Raw genomic sequence first — 17,986 nt, forward strand, 5'->3', positions numbered from 1 at the left:
CCTGTGATTCTCGCACAGCCGCGGCCGGTGATGCCGTGGCCGGCCCGGTGTGTGGAGGACTGGTGCGGGACCGGCGCCGGGCTGGTGCGCGATGGGCCCCGGTCAGTCCATGCCGCGCAAGGCATCGACGTCGACGAGCCCCGAGTGCAGGCGGCCGCCGCCGATCAGCGACGGGATCGCGACCGTGCGGATCTCGTCTTCGACGACCGTCCGCGTGGCCTCCAGCGTCGCGGCGACCTCGTCGGAGGTCGTCAACGCGACGATCTCGGCGACCTCGTCCGGCGTGTAGCCGGCATCGGCGAGCCACTCCTGCAGCCGGGCTTCGGCATCGCCGGCGGATGCCGCGTTCATCCACTCCTGCGTCGTCTGCCCGTCTGCGGCATCCGTCGTGAACAACTGCTCGAGGATGTACCAGTCGCCCGTCTCACCCGCCGATCCCCCGTTGGCTGCTTCCCACGCCCGCACGGCCGTGAGGTACGACGCCACGAGCGGCGAGTTCGCGAACTTGTAGCCGAAATCGGAGCGGATCGGATATACCAAGTAGGTCACATTGTGGGTCTCGTGGAATCCAGATGCCTGCATGTTGCGGAACAGCTCGGCGCAGAACCGGCAGCCCGGGTCGAGCACCTCGAGCGCGACGGGCCGACCCTCGACGTACCCGCCGAGATAGGTGGCGCCTGGTGCCGCGTAGTCGGCGGCATCCCACTCGCGCAGCCGACTCGGGATCGTCGAGATCGTGTCGCCCAGCGAGGCGAACTCGCGGCCGAACGCCCCGACGACGTCGCCGGTGCCGATCGACGCCCAGAATCCGGGGTCTTCGCCCCCGATCGAGCACGACTGGGCAGCGAGGGTGCACGCCTGGGCATCCTGCTTGTCACACGTGCCGTAGACGAAGAGGTTCAGTCCGCTGCGGCCGAGCAGGTACAGGCTCACGATGAGCGAGAGCACCATGATCCAGGCGACGATCTCGATCGCGATGCTCGCCGGCCGCACGAGCCGCGGCGCGCGCACCGCGAGGGGCGCGAGCATCGAGCTCTTGACGTCGTCGCGGAAGCTCGTGTCGCACGCGCGGAACGTGACGCGGCGCGCGAAACACCCCCACGCCCGACCGAGCAGCTTGCGGTACTTGGCCGACACGGCCGAGAGCACGAGGACGACGAAGAACGCGACGATGCAGACCATCACAGCCCCCGCATGAGGCCGGAGGTGACCTCGATCGCACGCTCGAGGTCGGCGTCGGTGGTGTGCGCGCCGAGACTGAAGCGCACGAGCGCGGGCAGTTGCTCTTGCTCGTGCAGCCAGTGGTGCGCGCAGAAGTGCCCGCTGCGCACCATGATCCCCGCTTTCGAGAGGAACACCGCGAGCCGGTGCGCGTCGACGCGTTCGGGGATCGCGGAGATCGTGGCGGATGCCGCGGCGTTCAGCACCCGCAGGTGCGGCATCTCGGCGAGCGCGTCGAACAGGCGCTGCGCCAGTCGCGCTTCGCGCTGCTCGACCGCGGCTCGCTGCGGCAAGAACCAGCGCAACGCGGCGCCGAACCCGATGATCTCGGCCCACGCCTGCAGCCCCGGCTCGAGGCGCGTGTGCAGGTCGCTCGAGAGCGTGAAGCCGTCGGCGGTGACGTCCGCGACCTGGCCGCCGCCGATGAAGCTGAGCTCGAGACGCTCGAGCAGAGTGTTCGCCGCGACGACGACACCCAGCGAAGGACCGTACATCTTGTGCGCCGAGAAGCAGAGGGCATCCGCGGCGATGCCGTGCAACGCGCCCAGCGCATGCGGTGCGGCCTGCGCCGCGTCGATGATCACGGCGCCACCGCGTCGCTGCACGTCGGCGACGAGCGCAGCCAAGTTCTGCGTGAGCGTGCCGGTGACGTTGTCCATCGCGGACACGACGACGAGGGCGTCGGTCAGGTCGGCGCCGCCGAGGTCGACCGTGCCGTCGGGGGCGCGGTCGATGAGTTCGCGCGGAACACCCAGCCGCCGCGCGGCGGTCATCGTCGAGAGGAACACCGAGTTGTGCTCGTGGTGGGTCGTGACGACGCGCGCGTAGCGGCTCGCCGGCAGCTGCTGCAGCAGCAGCCCCAGCCCCATCGTGGTGTTCAGGGTGAACGCACACGTGTAGCGGCGGGCGGGCAGCCCGAACGCGGCGATCGTCGCTGCGCGAACCGCGTCGACGTCCTCGTCGACGCGGCGACCCCACGCATACTTGCCGCGTTCGCCGCAGGCCCCGTATTCGGTGAAGTACGCGGTCATGGCATCCAGCACCGGCTGCGGACGCAGCGACTGGCACGCCGCGTCGAGGTAGATGTCAGATGCCGCGAGGTACGGGAAGTCGCCGCCGCCGGCGGGTTCAGCCGACGCCGGCGCGGGCGCGGGTCGGGTCGTCCGGAACAGTCCCATCCCCCCAGCATGATTCCCGCCGCGCGCGGCGGAGGGGGCCGCCCGCCGTGCATAACCGGTGGGTGGCCGCGCGGCGTGGCCGCCGGGGCATCCCCTCATCCGTCCCAAAACGCGGCCTCGCGGCCACACATGCGACACCGCGGGACAGATGAATCTCCGCGCTCAGAGACTCCCGAGCACGTCGAGGCGCAGCTGCGCGGTCACGGCGATCAGCAGATAGTCGGCGATCACGATGAGTGGCAGCCACGAAAGGATGCCTGCGCCCAGGCGACGCACGCCGCTGCCCCAGATGCCTTCGCGTAGCGTCCACCCGGCGATGGTGAAGAACAGCGGGATCGTCACGAGCCAGATCACCATGCACCACGGGCACAGCGATCCGTACTCGAAGACGCTGCGATAGGCCAGGAAGTGCACGAACGCGAACGCGCCGAGCACGAACAGCGCGTACACGCGCCAGAACCAGGGTGCGAGCCCGTGGCTGGCGGCGAGCGCGGCGACGCCCGCGTAGATCGGACCGAGGAACAGCACGATCCCGATGATCGAGTTGCTGAACCCGAGCAGATTGCCGCCGGGCGAGAGCAGGTTCGGCCCGCACGTGACGATCGGGCTGATGCTGCACGAGATCAGCGGCTGCGCTCCGGTGAGCTGGCCGATGTACTCCTCATAGAGCAGGAACGAGACGATCCACCCGGCCACGCCCGCGACGATCCACCAGATCGCCATCGCACGCGACGGACGGGGCAACTCGGTCGTTTCCATGCCGCTATCCTCACCGCGGATGCCCGTGCGCGGCGAGATCTGCGCCGTGAAAATCCTGCCACCGACGGTCGGCGCGGCAGCCTGTTCAGCTGCCGCGCAGCGCCGTGACGGGTTCGACCCGTGCCGCGCGTCGCGCGGGATACCAGCCGGATGCCCAGCCGACGAGTGCCCCGAGCACGGCACCGGCGAGCGGCAGCCACGGGTCGATCACGGGCACCCACCCCTGCACCGCCGAGACGGCGAGGATCGCGAGCACCCCGGCGGCGGCTCCGATGAGTCCGCCGAGCAGGCCGATGACGACCGACTCGACGACGAACTGGGCGGCGATCTGGCGTCTGGTCGCGCCGAGCGCGCGCCGCAGTCCGATCTCGCCGGTGCGCTCCATGACCGACAGCAGCGTGACGTTCGCGATGCCGAGGCCACCACCGAGCAGCGCGACCGCGCCGAGCACGAGGAAGATGATGTTCACGTCGCCCTGAACGCGTTGGCTGAGATCTGAACGGGCCGCGGGAGCCTTGGCCTCGAGCGACTCGGGCTCGTCCGGCGCGAGCGCGAGCACCGACTGCTCCGCGACCTGGGGGCCTGCGCCCACGACGATCCGCACCTGCAACTCTTCGGCCGCGGCGAGGCCGAAGTCGAGGCGCGCCGCCCCCGTCGGAATCATGACCGCGTCGAGCAGGTCACTGCGCCGGTCGAACTCGTCGATGATGCCGATGACGGCATATGCGACGCCGGCGACGAAGATCGACGGCTGACTGTCGACGCGGTTGATGCCGAGACGCCCGGCAGCGTCCGCTCCGAGGACGGCGACACGGTCTCCGCGCGCGTCGTGTCCGCTGTCGAAGTACCGGCCCGTCACAATCCGAGCACCGAGCGTCGGCGCGAGGTCGGCACTCGTGGCGACAAGCAGAGGGGATGCCTGCTCGGCCGCCGCGGGATCGTTGACCGCGACCGCCGTGATCTTCTCGGTGCCCAGCGGCACGGATGCCAGCAGCACGGCATCCTCGACGCCCGCCAGCCGGTCGACGCGCTCGGGCGCATCCCACGGCAAGCGCCCGGTGGCAACGGTGCGATCACCGCGAGCTGCCTCACTCGGTGTCACCGTCATGTGCATGGCCGCGGCGGCATCGAACTGGCGGGAGATCTGCTCGGCGGCGGTCTGCGCGAACCCGACCGTCGCGATGAGCGAGCCGATGCCGAGCACGGTGCCGAGGGTCGTCATGATGAGCCGGCCCGGGCGCGAGCCGATGTCGGCGGTCGCCTCGGCGACGAGGTCTTGGAAACGGAAGCGATCGGCGCGCGCCGCCTCCGGCACGAGTCCGTGCGCGGTCGACCGGCCACCGCGACCGGCATCCGCAGGTGCGGAAGCCGTGGCATCGTCACCGGCATCCGGCAAGGCTTCGGCGAGGGCATCCCGCACGTCGCCCTTGCCGCGCCGCCCGCGCCGCCAATTCCCGAGCCGCTTCATGCGAGCTCGCTCAGTCGGCCGTCGGAGATCCGGATGCGCCGGCGGGCGCGCTGCGCCACGTGCTCGTCGTGGGTGATCACGACGAGGGTCAAGCCGTCGGCGTTGAGCTCTTCGAACAGCCCCATCACCTCGCCGGACGTCTTCTGGTCGAGGTTTCCCGTCGGCTCGTCAGCGAGCAGCAGCTGCGGTCCGCTGACGACGGCGCGCGCGACCGCGACGCGCTGCCGCTCACCGCCCGACAGCGACTGCGGCAGGAAGTCGACGCGATGTCCGAGTCCCACGCGCTCGAGCGCACGGCGGGCGCGCGGCACGCGCTCGGCGCGCGGCACGCCGCTGTACGACATCGGCATGAGGACGTTCTCGAGCACCGTGCGCCGCGGCATCAGGTGGAACGCCTGGAAGACGAAGCCGATGAACCGCGCCCGCACGGCGGCGCGATCGTCGTCGGACAGGTCACCGGTCAGACCTCCCGCGAGCCGGTACTCCCCCACGCTCGGGCGGTCGAGCAGGCCCAGGATGTTCAGCATCGTCGACTTGCCCGATCCGCTCGGCCCGGTGATCGACACGTAGTCGCCGCGTTCGACCGAGACGCTGACGCCCTTCAGCGCCTGCACTTCGGGCGGGCCGGGGAACGAGCGCGTGACATCCCGCAACTCGACCAGCGGGGCCGTCACCGGCCGACCACCACGAGGTCGCCCTCCTCGATGCGCCCGTCGACAGCGGTGATCTCCACCGCACCGCGTGCGGCCAGGCCCGGTTCGACGACCACGAGTCGGGTCTGCGCCCGATCGCCGTCGCGCGGATCGCCCTCGACGACCTCGACCCGCGACTCTCCGCCGGGGCCTGCCGTGAGAGCCGCGACAGGCACCGACAGCACGGCGCCCTCGGTCGCGCCGACCGGGATCTTCACCCGCACGTTCGCACCCTGCAGTTGCTGCATCTGCTCGGTCGTCAGCGGGTCTGGTTCGAGCAGGATCTCCCACCGCGCGCTGTCGCTCGCGCCGGCCGTCACCGACGTGATCACGGCGCGGTGCTCGGTGCCGTCGGGCAACTCGAACGTCGCCTCGGCACCTTCGCTCAGCAGGGCGGCATCGGATGCCGCGGCGCCGGCGGTCAGACGCACGGTCGCGCCCGACACGGTCATCGCCTTCGCCGGCACGATGCCACCGCGCACGACCGCGATCGTGTCGACGCGACGCGGCAGGGCCGTGAGGTACAGCACCTCGCTCGACGGGAGGTACGGCTGCACCGCCTGACGGGCGCGCTCGAGTTCGTCGCGCGCCGCCGTCAGCTGCTGCTCGGCTGCCGTCACTCCCTGGCGCTCTCCGCTCGTGTCGGGCCGTGCGTTGAGCTGCTCGCGCATGAGCTGCGCGAGCGCGAGGTCGTCGCGGGCCGCGGCGACGTCGCCACCCTCGGCCTGCGCCGCATCGACGGCGCGCTGGGCCGCCGCGACGGCGTTGTCGGCCTGGCGCACTTCGACGGCACCGGGCCCGGCGCCCGCCTGCGCGAGTGCGCGACGCGCCGAGGCGACACCCTCTTCGGCGGCGCGCACGCCGTCGCCCGCCGCACGGTACGCCTCATCGGCGCCTTCGGGGGCCGGCGGCGCGGGATACCCCGCCTGCGCGTACAGCTGTGCCACGGCATCCGACGTCGCCTGATCGAACACGTCGATCGCACCGTCGCCCGGGTTCAGGCCGACGGCGGTCAGCGCCTGCTTGAGCTGCACGACGTCGGGCCCCGACACGCCCATCCGCAGGGTGCGGTAGGCAGGCAGCTCGCCGGGCAGGACGATGACCGGTCGCCCTGTGATCTCGAGCGCCACCGACAGCGCACCCAGCTCGGCACCGACTTCGGGCACTGCTCCGGTGACGACGGCCGCACCCGACACCGTCGATGTGTCGATCGAGACATCCACGGCGTCCGCGTACCCGACGTCGGCGCGGATCGTCACGTCGTTGCTGAGCTCGCCGTACTCGACGGGCACGGTGACCAGACCCGCTTCGGGTACTTCCGCCGTGGGCGCGCCGAACAGGAAGCGCCCGGCGAGCAGCCCCGCCACGAGGCACACGATCGCGATGAGCGCCGCGATCCAGATCGCCCGATTGCCGCGGATGATGCGGCGCCAGCCCAGCACGCGCGACGTCTCGGCGTCGACCTGCTCCCCCTCGGCCGGCGTGGCCTCGGGGTCGATCAGCTCTGTCAGGTCGTCGGAGTTCGCGCCGGTCATCCGTTGGCCTGCTCGGCCGCTGCCCGGAACGCCTCCAGCTCCGCCTTGTTGTCGGCGATGAACTTCTCTTCGGCGGCGAACTGCAGTCTCAGGCTCTGGTTGGTGTAGTCGAGCTTCTCGCGGCAGTCGAAGTCGGCGAGCGCGATCTCGATCTCCTCTTCGGCGTGCTGCTTCCACTCCGGTGTCGTCGTGGGGTCGTTGGCCGCGTAGAACGCCTCGAGCTCGGCTTCCGTCGCGTTCTCGTAGTCGAAGTCCTCGTACGCGCTGTTCTGGTCTTCATACAGCGCGTTCTGCACGTCGTACATCTTCTGGGTCGGCTCGGACTGCGCCGTGTACCCGCTGAACCCGGCATCGGCCATGCAGGATGCCCACTCCTTGTCGAGCGCCTTCAGCTCGGCGGAGGACTGCACCGATGTGTACACCTCGCTGATGCGGTTGAGCAGGTCTTCGTACTCGGTGTAGATGTCCTGCTGTGAGGACGAGCCGTAGACCTGGTCGCTGGCCTCGCCCTGGCATCCATTGTCGAGCGTCGACCAGTCAAAGTCGGGGTCGTTCGCCTGCTCCTCCGTCGCGCCCTCGCCGTAGAGAGTCGCGTAGAAGGCGGTCTGCTCCGATTCGGACAGCGAGCTCACGTAGTCCTGGTTCGGGTCGACGTACTCCTCGCTGCTGCCGGAGTTCTGCTGCTCGTTGTACGGGTTGTTGAAGACGCCGTAGCCGTACTGCGCGACCCATTCGCGCTTGTCGGGCTGCCAGACGCCGTCGTCGCCGACGATCGTGCCGCCGTTCTGCAGGTTGGGCACGTACTCGAAGCCGGCCTCCTTCATGCACGCCGCGGTGAGCTCTTCGATCTCGCGGTTCTGCTGGTCCATCTGCGCCTGCTGGTCTTCGATCGACATGTCGGACCCGCCTCCCCACGCCGAGGCGAGGTAGGTGTTCAGCGGCGAGTCTTCATAGCTCAGCGTGTCGCCACCGCCCGAGGTGCAGCCGGCTAGGGCGAGGGCTGTAACGAGGGCGGCGGCGGGCAGAAGGGCGGTGCGGATGACGCGCATGGTCTCTCGATCTGTCGGGCGCCGGCGGCGCGGGACGCGAGCCGCCACCGGTCCCCCCGGCGATCGAAGCTCAGCGCTTTCTCTCATCCTGGCGCACGCGTGGGAGCGGTCGCATCCTCCGCAAGGATGATCTTCACAGGAAATGGAAAAGTTCCGGCCGCACCCGTTTTGATCCGGTCGAACACGACGGATGCCCGGGCGGATGCCACGGCGGATGCCGGGTCCGCGACCGTCAGCGAGCGCGCGGATGCGAGGTCAGATAGACGTCGCGCAACGCGTCGACGGTGACGTGCGTGTAGATCTGCGTGGTTGCGACTGACGCGTGGCCGAGCAGTTCCTGCACGACGCGCACGTCGGCACCACCCTGCAACAGGTGCGTCGCGAAAGAGTGTCGGAACGTGTGCGGCGACACATGCGCGGTCAGCCCGGCCCGATCGGCGGCCGCCTGGATCACGAGCCACGCCCCCTGCCGCGACATGGGCGCACCGCGCGCGCCGAGGAACAGCCGCGGGGTCGCCCGCCCGCGCAGCGACAGCGCGGGGCGCGCCCGGGCCAGGTAGGCATCCACCGCCGCCCGCGCGTACGAGCCGACCGGGACGATCCGCTCCTTCGAGCCCTTGCCTCGCACGCGCAGCACGTCGCCGTGGGCGAGATCGTCGACGTCGAGCTGCATGACCTCCGAGACGCGCGCGCCGGTCGCATACAGCAGTTCGAGCAGCGCCCGGTCGCGCAGGCGCAGCATGATCTCCTCGCCGCCGCCGGCGCCAGCGGCGCCGACCGCATCGCCGGTCGCGTCACCGGTCGACGGCGCAGGCCCCGCGGCATCCAGCACCGCCTCGACCTGTTCGATCGACAGCGCCTTGGGCAGTCGCTGCGGCGCCTTCGGCGGCCGCAGTCGCTCACTCGGATCGGCATCGGCGATGCCCTCGCGCACGAGGAATCGGTGCAGGCCCCGCACCGACGACTGCAGCCGCGCGAGCGACGTGGCCGCGGGCGGGGGCTGCGCCGACGCGCGCTCGGCGGCGAACGCCGACACGAGCGCCGGCGTCACCTCGGCGGTGTCCTGCACGTCGCGCTCGGCGAGCCAGGAACGGTAGACGGCGAGGTCGCGCCGGTAGGCGGCGACGGTGTGCTCAGAGAGTCCGCGCTCGATGGAGATGTGCCTCAGATAGGCGTCGACGGCGCGCGTGAGGATCACGGCGCGGCTGCCTCCGCGGCGGCATCCCGGATCGGCCGGGGTCGGCGGTCCCACGGGGTGTCGGCGGGCGCGAGCGTCGACCAGTCGCGAGCCCGCGCGGCGTGCGCGGCGAGGGCGCCGACCACCAGTGACGGGTTCTGCACGCGGCGGTCGAGGATCGCGTCGACGACCTCGTCCAGGCTCGCCCAGCGCACTTCGATGTCGGCCTCCTCCGCGTCGCGGGCGAAGGTCTCCGGCGCGGGCGCCAGGTCGCGCGCCAGGTAGATGCGGATCGCCTCATCGCTGCCGCCGGGGCTCGTGTAGAACTCGCCCAGCACGTCCCAGCGCGCCGCTGTGAGGTCGGCTTCCTCTGCGAGCTCACGCTGCGCGGCGGTCAGGGCGCTCTCGCCGTCGAGGTCGAGCAGCCCCGCGGGGATCTCCCAGTCGCGCACGCGCACGGGGTGCCGGTACTGCTTGATCAGCAACACGCGATCGTCCTCGTCGAGCGCGAGCACGGCGACGGCACCGGTGTGGTCCATGTACTCGCGAACGATGGATGCCCCGTTGTAGTCGAGCTCATCGCGGCGGATGTTCCAGACCTTGCCCACGAACGGTGTCGACGAGGCGACGACGGTCACCTCGGTCGGGTCATCGCGCAGCTCAGTCACCCTCGACCTCGAACAGCTCACTCGAGCGGTGCCGCACGAGCGCCGCTGCGATCAGGCCGCGGAACAGCGGGTTGGCCTCGGTCGGCCGCGAGCGCAGCTCGGGGTGCGCCTGCGTCGCGATGTAGTAGGGGTGCACGTCGCGCGGCAGCTCGACGTACTCGACGAGGTTGCGGTCGGGCGACAGGCCCGAGAACCACATGCCCGCCTCGGAGATCTGGTCGCGGTAGCGGTTGTTGACCTCGTAGCGGTGGCGGTGACGCTCGCTCGCGCGGTTGGCACCGTACACCTCGGCAGCGAGCGAGCCTTCGGCCAGCTCCGCTTCGTACAGGCCGAGGCGCATCGTGCCGCCCATGTCGCCGTGGTCGATGATGTCGACCTGCTCGGCCATCGTCGCAATGACGGGGTGCGCGGTGTCGGGGTCGAACTCGCTCGAAGAGGCGCCCTCGATGCCGGCGACGTGGCGAGCGAACTCGATCACCATGCACTGCAGGCCGAGGCAGATGCCGAGCGTCGGGATGCCCTGCTCGCGCGCGAACCGCAGTGCGCCGAGCTTGCCCTCGATGCCGCGGATGCCGAAACCGCCGGGCACCACGATGCCGTCGAGCGCCCCGAGTGCCTTCTCGGCGCCCTCGGGCGTCTCGCACAGATCGGACGGGATCCAGGTCACGTTGACCTTGGTCTCCTGCGCGAAACCGCCGGCCTTGAGCGCCTCGGTGACCGACAGATATGCGTCGGGCAGGTCGATGTACTTGCCGACCAGGCCGATGGTGACCTCGTGCTTGGGGTTGTGGACGGCCTCGAGGACCTTGTTCCAGCGCGTCCAGTCGACGTCGGCGGCCTTGGTGTCCAGGCCCAGCGCGTCGACGATGTACGCGTCGAGGCCCTGCTCGTTGAGCATCGTGGGGATGTCGTAGATCGACGGCACGTCGATCGCGTTGACGACGGCATCCTCATCGACGTCGCACATGAGCGCGATCTTGCGCTTGTTGCTGTCGGTGACGGGCCGGTCGCTGCGCAGCACGAGCGCGTCGGGCTGGATGCCGATCGACCGCAGAGCTGCCACGGAGTGCTGCGTGGGCTTGGTCTTCTGCTCGCCGGAGGCACCCATGAACGGCACGAGCGAGACGTGCACGAAGAAGACGTTGCGCCGGCCGAGTTCGTGGCGGATCTGACGGGCCGACTCGAGGAACGGCTGCGACTCGATGTCGCCGACGGTGCCACCGATCTCGGTGATGATGACGTCGGGCTTGGGCGACTGGTCGGCCTGCAGGCGCATGCGGCGCTTGATCTCGTCGGTGATGTGCGGAATGACCTGCACGGTGTCGCCGAGGTACTCGCCGCGGCGCTCCTTCGCGATGACCTGCGAGTAGATCTGCCCCGTCGTGACGTTGGCCGCCTGGCTCAGCTCGATGTCGAGGAAGCGCTCGTAGTGGCCGATGTCGAGGTCGGTCTCGGCGCCGTCGTCGGTGACGAACACCTCACCGTGCTGGAACGGGTTCATCGTGCCCGGGTCGACGTTCAGGTACGGGTCGAGCTTCTGCATCACGACGTGCAGACCCCGCGCGGTGAGCAGGTTACCCAGCGACGCCGCGGTCAGTCCCTTGCCCAAAGACGAAACGACACCGCCCGTCACGAAGATGTGCCTGGTGGTGTCGTTGCTGCCCGCGTCTGAATGAGTATCCGTCACGGGCTTTCATCCTATCAGTCGTATCGCCCGTAGCGGGCGGAGGGTGGGCTGCGTTTCGCGGCGCCTGCAGTTCGGGAGGAGATTTCCGTTCGGGAGGATGCCTGGGGCCAGGAGCTCCTCCCGAAGCGAAATCTCCTCCCGTGGCGCAAGGCCCTATGCCGCGGCGAGGCCGAGGAGCTCCCGCGCGTGCTCGAGCGCGGCGGGCGAATCGGGTAGCCCCGACAGCAGACGGGCCATCTCGGCCTCGCGCTCCCGCCCCGCGAGCGCGCGGACGCTGGATGCCGTGACCGACCCGTCGCTCGCCTTGACGACACTCAGGTGGTTGGTCGCGAAGGCGGCGACCTGCGCGAGGTGCGTCACGACGATGACCTGGCTCGTGGTCGCGAGCGCGGCGAGGCGCCGCCCGACCTCGATCGCGGCGGCACCACCGATCCCGGCGTCGATCTCGTCGAAGACGAAGGTGGGCACGCTGCCGGTGCCGGCGATCACGACCTCGATCGCGAGCATGACGCGGCTGAGCTCACCGCCCGATGCGCTGCGGGCGACCGGGCGCGGGTCGGCGCCGGGGTGCGGCGCGAGCAGGAGGGTCACCTCGTCGCGACCCGCGGCGGTGGATGCCCCGGGTTCGACCGCGACGACGACGCGCGCGTCCGGCAGCGCGAGCGCGCGCAGCTCGGCGGTCACGGCCTCGCCCAGCCGCTCCGCGGCTGCGCGGCGTGCGGCGGTGAGCAGCCCTGCCGCGGCGTCCAGGGCTGTGGTCGCGGTAGCGAGGTCAGCCGTGAGCCGGTCGACGCGGTCATCGTCGTCGTCGAGTTCGGCCAGGCGCAGTCCGCCGGTCGCGCGCAGCGCGAGGGCATCCTCGAGCGTGCCGTGGGCGCGGACGAGACCGCCGATCGCCGCGCGGCGCTCTTCGACGGCGGCGAGCTCGTGCGGCCCGGATTCGTCGAGGTCGGCCAGGTAGCCGCTCAGGTCGGTCGCGAGGTCGGCGGCGCGGTAGCCGAGCTCTTCGAACGTCGCGGCATGCGCGGCGAGCGTCGCGTCACTTCCGGCCGCGCGCTCGAGCGCACGGCGTGCTTCAGCGAGGAGGGTCAGCACGTCGGGAGCGTCGTCTTCGCCGGAGAGCGCCGCGTGGGCCAGCGCCGCGGCAAGGCGCAGTTCTTCGGCGTTCGCGAGGCGTTCGGCGCGCTGGGCGAGCTCGACGTCCTCCCCCGGCTGCGGATCGATCTGCTCGAGCTCGGTGAGCGCGGCGCGCAGCTGCTCCGCCTCACGCGCGCGGTCATCGCGGCGGTCGGTGAGCTCGTCGAGTTGCGCGGCCAGCGACCGGGCCTCGTCATACGCGGCGCGGTACTGCTCGAGCGCTTCGTCGACCGCGGCCCCGGCGAACCGGTCGAGCGCGTCACGCTGCGCTGCACCCGAGCGCAACCGCAACTGGTCGGATTGGCCGTGCACGACCACAAGCTGCTCGGCGAGGTCGGCGAGGACGCCCGCCGGGGCGGTGCGCCCACCGACGCCGGCGCGGCTGCGGCCCTCGGCCGTCACGGTGCGCGACAGGTAGAGCTCGGCCTGCCCGTCTCCGATGGGCTCGACCTCGCCACCGGCATCCGTGACCCGCTCTGTGACAGGACCGGCCTCGGGCACGATCCATACGCCTTCCACGACGGCCTGTGCGGCGCCGGCGCGGACGGTGCCGGCATCCGATCGTGCGCCCAGCAGCAGGCCGAGGCCCGTGACGACCATCGTCTTGCCTGCGCCGGTCTCGCCGGTGATCGCCGTGAACCCGGGCCCGATCGGCAGGGTCGCCTGGGCGATGACGCCGAGATCGCGCAGGCTCATCTGCTCGATCATGCCGGGCTGTCCCCCGCACTGTCCCCCGAGCCCCCGACGCTGTCCCCCGAGCTTGTCGAGGGGCCCCGCCACCCCGTGACGGGCAGCTGGAACTTGCGCACCAGCCGGTCGGTGAACGGCGCGGGGTGCAGCCGCGCGAGACGCACCGGCACGGGCGACCGGCGGGCGACGACGCGCGCGCCGGGCGGCAGGTCGTGCGACCGGCGTCCGTCGCACCAGAGGATGCCGGTGCCGTCGGTGCGCGCAAGCACGTCGATGGCGACGGTCGCTTCGGGGCCGACGACGAGCGGCTTGGCGAACAGCGCGTGCGCCGACAGCGGCACGACGGCGATCGCCTCCACGGTAGGCCAGATGACGGGGCCGCCGGCGGAGAAGTTGTACGCGGTCGAGCCGGTCGGGGTCGAGATGACGACGCCGTCGCAGCCGAAGCTCGACAGCGGCCGGCTGTCGATCTCGATGACGACCTCCATCATGCGCTCGCGCGAGGCCTTCTCGACGGTGGCTTCGTTCAGCGCCCACGTCTCGTAGATCACTTCGCCGGTCGTGTCGACGACCGCCACCGTCAGCGTCATGCGCTCTTCGACGTCGTAGTCACGGGCGATGACGCGGCGCATGGCGTCGTCGATGACATCCGCTTCGATCTCGGCGAGGAACCCGACGTGACCCATGTTGATGCCGAGGATCGGCGCGGTCCCGGCCCGGACGAGCTCTGCGGCGCGCAGGATCGTGCCGTCGCCGCCGAGCACGATCGCGAGCTCGATGTCGTCGACCGTGACGTCGACGCCGAGCGTGGCGATGGGCCCGACTTCGCCTATCGCGGCGCGCAGCAACTCGTCGTCGCTGGGCAGCACGGGGTGTGCGCCTGCCGCTGCGAGGGCGACGATCACGCGACGCGCGGCGGCGACCGTGTCGGCGCGCTGCGCGTGGGCCACAACGAGGATCTCGCGCGTTCCGGTCATGCTGCTCCCGCCAGTCGGTTCACGGTCTCCAGATATTCTGTCGGATTCCCGGCGCCGTCGGCCTCGCCCGCTGATCGTGACACGGGTCGCAGATGCACCAGGAACTCGCGGTTGCCATGGGTGCCGGCGATCGGCGAGGCGATGACGCCGAAGGTGCCCAGCCCTGCATCCCACGCGGCCCAGAGCACGCCGGCGACGGCGTCGGCGCGTGCCGCGGCATCCGTCACGAGCCCTTCGCGCACGCCCGTGCGTCCGACCTCGAACTGCGGTTTGATCAGCAGGACGAGGTCGGTGTCGACCCCGGCGACGGCGGCGGCCGCCGGCAGCACGTGGGTGAGCGAGATGAACGAGAGGTCGCCCGTGATCACATCGAGGGCGACCGGGCTCCCCGCCGCCTCTGCGAGGGATTCGACCGTCATGTACCGGACGTTGAAGCCCTCGATCACGATGACGCGGTCGTCGGCGGCGATCTGCCAATCGAGTTGGCCGTGACCGACGTCGACGGCGAGCACGCGTGCCGCGCCGCGTTCGCGCAGCACCTGCGTGAATCCGCCTGTCGAGGCGCCCATGTCGAGGCAGGATGCCCCGGCGACGTCGACACCGAAAGCGTCCAACGCGGCGATCAGTTTGTGCGCGGCGCGGCTGACGTAATGGTCGGATGCCGCGACGGTGATCTCCTGGTCGTCGGCGACCTTCACGGAGGGCTTCACGACGGCGGCGCCGTCGACCGAGACGAGCCCGGCTTCGATGAGTTGCGCCGCCTGCGTACGGGAACGGGCCAGGCCGCGCGCCGCTACAGCGGCATCCAGGCGCTGGGTCACGCCTGGTGGTCCCGTGGCCCGGACTCCAGACGCCGGGCCAACTCGTCGTGGAGCGCCGCGTACGCGCCGGCGCGCTCGGCGAGCGGCTGCTGCTCGATCACCTCGAGGGCAGACAGCAGGTCTTCGCGCCGGGCGTCGGATTCAGCGGCATCCATCGACATGCCTCCACGATACGCGTCGCCCGGCGCGATCGGCGGGTGCCCCGCCCGCGTGAGCGCGGCGGGTGTCAGGGGCGGTGGAACGGGTCGGCGTACAGCCGCTCGGGCACGCGGAAGCCGTAGATCGCGCGGCCCGTCGCCCAGATCGCAGCGGCCCCGGCTCGCACGAGGTCGATGGGCCGGTCGCCTTCGGCGACGATGTGCACGTCGGGTCCGTCGACGCGCACGGAGGCGCCTCCGACGGTCGTGACATCGCCCGCCACGGTCGGCTGCGGATACGGCTGGTCGAGCTCGCGCAGATCGCCGACGATGTACGTCGGGCGTGACGTGGTCGGCGCCGCCAGCACGTGCTTCGGCCGGTCGACGCCTGTCAGCACCAGAACCGAGTCAATGCCGGCCGCCTGGGCGCCGGCGATGTCGGTGTCGAGTCGGTCGCCGATGAACAGGGGCTTGCGCGCACCGAAGCGCGCGACGGCCTCGTCGAAGATCGGACGCTCAGGCTTGCCTGCCACGACGGCCAACCTGCCGACGGCGGTGTGCACGGCCGACACGAGCGTGCCGTTTCCTGGCGCGATGCCGCGCGCCTGTGGAATCGTCCAGTCGGTGTTCGTGGCGATCCAGGGGATGCCACCTTCGTCCTCCGGCGTCGCCAGCGCGTACGCTGCCTCGGCGAGGTGCTGCCAGCCCACTTCGGGGGCGAAGCCCTGCACGACGGCGGCGGGCGCGTCATCCGCGCTGCGGGTGACCGTGAATCCGGCCTTCTCGAGTTCGAAGACCAGCCCGTCGCCGCCGACGACGAGAACGGTCGAACCGGCGGGGACACGATCTTTCAGCAGACGCAGCGCGGCCTGCGGGCTCGTCACGACGTCGTCCGGCTGCGTGCTCGCGAGGCCCAGCTCGCGCAGGTGGGCGGCGACCGTGGCATCCCGACGCGACGCGTTGTTCGTGATGTAGCCGAGCCGGCGCGTGCGTCCGGCCGCGGTCAGGCTCTCCACGGCGTGCGGGAGCGCACCGGCCCCGGCGTAGACGACGCCATCAAGGTCGGCGAGGACCGCATCGACCCCGTCGAGCGGTGTGGGATCGGTGCGCCGCGAGAACATTGCCATCAGCGCGTGGCCTCGTCGTCGGTGTCGTCGCCTTCGGCGTCGTCGATGCCCGCGTCGGCGAGGATCTCGTCGACTTCGTCCTGCACGGTCACCGGGGCCTCGGATGCCTCGGCGGTCGGCTCCGCTGCGGGCTCGTCTTGCTCGTCCTCCGCCGGCTCTTCGGCGACGGGCTCGTCGGCGATGGCGATCTCTTCGATCTCCTCGATCTCGAGCACCTCGCGGTCGGCGTCGAGCGCGCCGAGTGCGTCTTCGGCGATCTCGGCACGACGCTGCCACTGCGCGGCCTCGTCGGTACGGCCGAGTTCCTCCAGCACCGCCGCGCGAGCGGCGAACAGCCCGGGGCTCCAGCTGAAGGCGCGGTCGGGATCGAGCTCGGGGATGTCGAGCTCCTGCAGGGCCCGCTCCGTCTCGCCGAGGTCGAGGCGGGCGCCCGACATCGCGATCGCGAGTTCGACCCGCACATCGACCGGCAGCGCGGCGCGATCGACCGCACGGCCGACCTCGAGTGCGCGGTCGGGACGTCCGACGCCGCGCTCGCTGTCGACGAGCAGGGCAATCTGGTCGTCGCGCCCGGAAATCCGCCGGAATGTGCGCAGCTCGCGCACCGCGAGTGCGAAGTCGCCGTTCGCGTAGGCCGTGATCGCGACGGTCTCGCGCACGACCGCGATGCGGCCCGCGCTGCGCGACGCCGCGAGCGCGTGCTCGTGTGCACGCGCAGGGTCGGTGTCGATCAGACGCGCCGCCATCACCAAGTGGCGGGCGACCTGCTCGGCGTTCTCTTTGCTGAGCGTCTTCAGTTCGTTGCGCGCCGCGTTGTTGAGATCCTGCGGCCTCACATCTTCGGGAAGCGCGGGTCCCCGCTCGCCGGTGCGTCGGTCCGACCCCTGCGGGGGCCGCGTCGTACGGCGGTCGCCGTCGCGCTTCGCGTACGGCTTGCGCTCACCGTCGCGTGCGGCATATGGCTTCCGCTCACCGTCGCGCTTCGCGTACGGCTTCTTCTCACCGTCGCGTGCCGCGTAAGGCTTGCGCTCACCGTCGCGCTTCGCGTACGGCTTCTTCTCGCCATCGCGTGCCGCGTAAGGCTTACGCTCACCGTCCCGTGCCGCGTTCGGCTTACGCTCACCGTCGCGCTTCGCGTAAGGCTTGCGCTCACCGTCGCGCGCCGCGTAAGGCTTGCGCTCACCGTCCCGTGCCGCGTAAGGCTTACGCTCACCGTCCCGTGCCGCGTAAGGCTTACGCTCACCGTCCCGTGCCGCGTAAGGCTTACGCTCGCCGTCGCGCGCCGCGTAAGGCTTGCGCTCGCCGTCGCGCGCCGCGTAAGGCTTGCGCTCGCCGTCGCGCGCCGCGTAAGGCTTACGCTCGCCGTCGCGCTTCGCATACGGCTTCTTCTCGCCGTCGCGTGCCGCGTATGGCTTACGTGCACCGCGAGGCGAAGACGATCCACCGGCTGACGGCGGACGCTGCCCTTCTCGGCGCGGTCGCTCTTCTTCAGCCATGGCGGCATCCCTTCTATCGCGTAAACGAGAAAAGGCCACCCAACTTTGGGTGGCCTTTTCACGAAAGAAGTCCGGCGGTGTCCTACTCTCCCACAGGGTCCCCCCTGCAGTACCATCGGCGCTGTGAGGCTTAGCTTCCGGGTTCGGAATGTAACCGGGCGTTTCCC

16 protein-coding genes and 1 rRNA gene are annotated in these 17,986 nt (G+C 70.8%); all 17 read right to left on the reverse strand.

The window, feature by feature from the left end:
* Positions 1-102 precede the first annotated feature (102 nt).
* Complete coding sequence (locus tag BGO46_RS08995; RefSeq protein WP_292678074.1) at positions 103-1,182, reverse strand: hypothetical protein; 1,080 nt, start codon at positions 1,180-1,182, stop codon at positions 103-105.
* Positions 1,182-2,399, reverse strand: a complete 1,218-nt coding sequence (locus BGO46_RS09000; protein WP_292678072.1) for an aminotransferase class V-fold PLP-dependent enzyme — start codon at positions 2,397-2,399, stop codon at positions 1,182-1,184. Before BGO46_RS09000 ends, BGO46_RS08995 begins: the two co-directional genes overlap by 1 nt.
* Positions 2,400-2,561: 162 nt before the next feature.
* The gene (locus BGO46_RS09005; protein ID WP_292678070.1) at positions 2,562-3,158 is read right to left on the reverse strand and encodes a vitamin K epoxide reductase family protein; all 597 of its coding nucleotides are present in this window, start codon (positions 3,156-3,158) and stop codon (positions 2,562-2,564) included.
* An 85-nt stretch (positions 3,159-3,243) separates the two neighbouring features.
* Positions 3,244-4,626 carry an ABC transporter permease gene (locus BGO46_RS09010; protein WP_292678069.1) on the reverse strand — a complete coding sequence of 461 codons (1,383 nt, stop codon included), beginning with the start codon at positions 4,624-4,626 and terminating at the stop codon, positions 3,244-3,246.
* A complete protein-coding gene (locus BGO46_RS09015) occupies positions 4,623-5,300 on the reverse strand; it encodes an ABC transporter ATP-binding protein (protein ID WP_292678067.1) in 678 nt (225 codons plus the stop codon). The genes BGO46_RS09010 and BGO46_RS09015 overlap by 4 nt, the downstream gene beginning before the upstream one ends.
* Complete coding sequence (locus tag BGO46_RS09020) at positions 5,297-6,853, reverse strand: hypothetical protein (protein WP_292678064.1); 1,557 nt, start codon at positions 6,851-6,853, stop codon at positions 5,297-5,299. The genes BGO46_RS09015 and BGO46_RS09020 overlap by 4 nt, the downstream gene beginning before the upstream one ends.
* On the reverse strand, positions 6,850-7,902 hold the full coding sequence (locus BGO46_RS09025) for a hypothetical protein (RefSeq protein WP_292678062.1): 1,053 nt from the start codon (positions 7,900-7,902) through the stop codon (positions 6,850-6,852). The genes BGO46_RS09020 and BGO46_RS09025 overlap by 4 nt, the downstream gene beginning before the upstream one ends.
* A 232-nt stretch (positions 7,903-8,134) precedes the next feature.
* Positions 8,135-9,100 carry a site-specific tyrosine recombinase XerD gene (locus BGO46_RS09030; protein ID WP_292678060.1) on the reverse strand — a complete coding sequence of 322 codons (966 nt, stop codon included), beginning with the start codon at positions 9,098-9,100 and terminating at the stop codon, positions 8,135-8,137.
* Positions 9,097-9,747: an NUDIX hydrolase gene (locus BGO46_RS09035; RefSeq protein WP_292678058.1), complete on the reverse strand. Its 651-nt coding sequence runs from the start codon at positions 9,745-9,747 to the stop codon at positions 9,097-9,099. Before BGO46_RS09035 ends, BGO46_RS09030 begins: the two co-directional genes overlap by 4 nt.
* A complete protein-coding gene (locus BGO46_RS09040; protein ID WP_292678056.1) occupies positions 9,740-11,434 on the reverse strand; it encodes a CTP synthase in 1,695 nt (564 codons plus the stop codon). The genes BGO46_RS09035 and BGO46_RS09040 overlap by 8 nt, the downstream gene beginning before the upstream one ends.
* A 153-nt stretch (positions 11,435-11,587) precedes the next feature.
* Complete coding sequence (recN, locus tag BGO46_RS09045) at positions 11,588-13,279, reverse strand: DNA repair protein RecN (RefSeq protein WP_292678054.1); 1,692 nt, start codon at positions 13,277-13,279, stop codon at positions 11,588-11,590.
* A complete protein-coding gene (locus BGO46_RS09050) occupies positions 13,276-14,238 on the reverse strand; it encodes an NAD kinase (RefSeq protein WP_292678052.1) in 963 nt (320 codons plus the stop codon). The genes recN and BGO46_RS09050 overlap by 4 nt, the downstream gene beginning before the upstream one ends.
* Positions 14,235-15,059, reverse strand: a complete 825-nt coding sequence (locus BGO46_RS09055; RefSeq protein ID WP_292678050.1) for a TlyA family RNA methyltransferase — start codon at positions 15,057-15,059, stop codon at positions 14,235-14,237. Before BGO46_RS09055 ends, BGO46_RS09050 begins: the two co-directional genes overlap by 4 nt.
* Positions 15,056-15,220 carry a hypothetical protein gene (locus BGO46_RS09060; protein ID WP_292678112.1) on the reverse strand — a complete coding sequence of 55 codons (165 nt, stop codon included), beginning with the start codon at positions 15,218-15,220 and terminating at the stop codon, positions 15,056-15,058. The genes BGO46_RS09055 and BGO46_RS09060 overlap by 4 nt, the downstream gene beginning before the upstream one ends.
* Before the next feature lie 65 nt (positions 15,221-15,285).
* Complete coding sequence (locus BGO46_RS09065; RefSeq protein WP_292678048.1) at positions 15,286-16,323, reverse strand: HAD-IIA family hydrolase; 1,038 nt, start codon at positions 16,321-16,323, stop codon at positions 15,286-15,288.
* A complete protein-coding gene (locus BGO46_RS09070; RefSeq protein ID WP_292678046.1) occupies positions 16,323-17,819 on the reverse strand; it encodes a primosomal protein in 1,497 nt (498 codons plus the stop codon). Before BGO46_RS09070 ends, BGO46_RS09065 begins: the two co-directional genes overlap by 1 nt.
* 69 nt (positions 17,820-17,888) lie before the next feature.
* A 5S ribosomal RNA gene (gene rrf / locus BGO46_RS09075) occupies positions 17,889-17,986 on the reverse strand; the annotation flags it as partial.

The sequence above is a fragment of the Microbacterium sp. 70-16 genome, assembly GCF_001898315.1.
Taxonomy (GTDB): Bacteria; Actinomycetota; Actinomycetes; order Actinomycetales; family Microbacteriaceae; genus Microbacterium.

Bases quoted from the DNA above. Each gene is read 5' to 3' on its own strand.
- BGO46_RS08995 (WP_292678074.1), bottom strand. From the start codon at position 1,182: ATGGTCTGCATCGTCGCGTTCTTCGTCGTCCTCGTGCTCTCGGCCGTG.
- BGO46_RS09000 (WP_292678072.1), bottom strand. From the start codon at position 2,399: ATGGGACTGTTCCGGACGACCCGACCCGCGCCCGCGCCGGCGTCGGCT.
- BGO46_RS09005 (WP_292678070.1), bottom strand. From the start codon at position 3,158: ATGGAAACGACCGAGTTGCCCCGTCCGTCGCGTGCGATGGCGATCTGG.
- BGO46_RS09010 (WP_292678069.1), bottom strand. From the start codon at position 4,626: ATGAAGCGGCTCGGGAATTGGCGGCGCGGGCGGCGCGGCAAGGGCGAC.
- BGO46_RS09020 (WP_292678064.1), bottom strand. From the start codon at position 6,853: ATGACCGGCGCGAACTCCGACGACCTGACAGAGCTGATCGACCCCGAG.
- BGO46_RS09025 (WP_292678062.1), bottom strand. From the start codon at position 7,902: ATGCGCGTCATCCGCACCGCCCTTCTGCCCGCCGCCGCCCTCGTTACA.
- recN (WP_292678054.1), bottom strand. From the start codon at position 13,279: ATGATCGAGCAGATGAGCCTGCGCGATCTCGGCGTCATCGCCCAGGCG.
- BGO46_RS09050 (WP_292678052.1), bottom strand. From the start codon at position 14,238: ATGACCGGAACGCGCGAGATCCTCGTTGTGGCCCACGCGCAGCGCGCC.
- BGO46_RS09060 (WP_292678112.1), bottom strand. From the start codon at position 15,220: ATGTCGATGGATGCCGCTGAATCCGACGCCCGGCGCGAAGACCTGCTG.
- BGO46_RS09065 (WP_292678048.1), bottom strand. From the start codon at position 16,323: ATGGCAATGTTCTCGCGGCGCACCGATCCCACACCGCTCGACGGGGTC.
- BGO46_RS09070 (WP_292678046.1), bottom strand. From the start codon at position 17,819: ATGGCTGAAGAAGAGCGACCGCGCCGAGAAGGGCAGCGTCCGCCGTCA.